Here is a 948-nt window from a genome sequence, read left to right as displayed (position 1 = left end):
GAGCCATACGTTTACTGGCATGGTCTTAGGCCGCTTTTTGCAAGGCTTGGGGACGGGTTGCTGCGCGGTGCTGGCTCGAGCTTCTACTCGCGACCAATTTAGTGGGAATGAGCTTCCCGTCGCGATGTCTTACATTGCTATGGCAGCGTCCATCACGCCGTTGATTGCTCCTGTGATTGGTGGGTTCATTAACTTCCACTTTGGCTGGAGTATGGTGTTCATTTCATTGTTGGGTTACGTGTCGCTCGCTTGGATCATCATTGCGTTTCGATTCAAAGAGACCATCACACGACGCTCCGCAATCCCCTCTCCAGCCAAAATGTTGGTGCAGTATCGTGATTTGCTCTCGTCTCGATATTTTATGAGTTTTGCGAGCATCAGTTGGCTCAACTTCAGCTTGATGATCACGACCGTCTCCGTGATGCCTTTTATCATGCAAGACCAAATCGGGATGACATCGGACGAATACGCCATGTGGGCACTGATCCCCGCGTTAGGTATGCTCGGCGGCACAACCATTTGTAACCGCATCCGCCCCGTCATCGGAAATAAGAAAATGTTGCTTTGCACACCTGTTTTGCATATCAGTGCGGCACTGTGGTTGTTTTTCTGCCCGGTAGAACCCTTGTATTTGATGATTGGACAATTGTTGATGATTCTTGGCAATGGCATTGCGTTGCCTTGTGCACAAGCACTTGTGATGCAACCATACAAAGAACAAGCGGGCGCGGCGGCAGCCATGTCTGGCGGCGGTCAAATGGTGGTCTCTTCCTTGGTGAGTATGACGCTGGTGCAACTTGGATTAAGTGAAGCGTGGCATTTGTCGTTGGTTGTAGTGCTGTTTACCGCCATCACCTTGACCAATATTCTACGTGGGTTCAACACTGAAGAAGCGCAGCAACACCGAGAGGTGGCAGAGAAAGCCAGCTAATGTCACCGACTTAATTG

General features: G+C 50.3%; 1 protein-coding gene. It reads left to right on the top strand.

Going from position 1 to position 948, the window contains the following annotated elements; all coding sequences use genetic code 11:
• Positions 1-931 (top strand): MFS transporter (locus R8N49_RS25520; RefSeq protein WP_318190261.1); only part of this gene is annotated, 931 nt, incomplete at its 5' end.
• Positions 932-948 lie beyond the last annotated feature (17 nt).

Source organism: Vibrio sp. 1978 (assembly GCF_033344345.1).
Note: the sequence above shows the minus strand (reverse complement) of the source record. Positions and strands in the feature narration are given on the sequence as shown.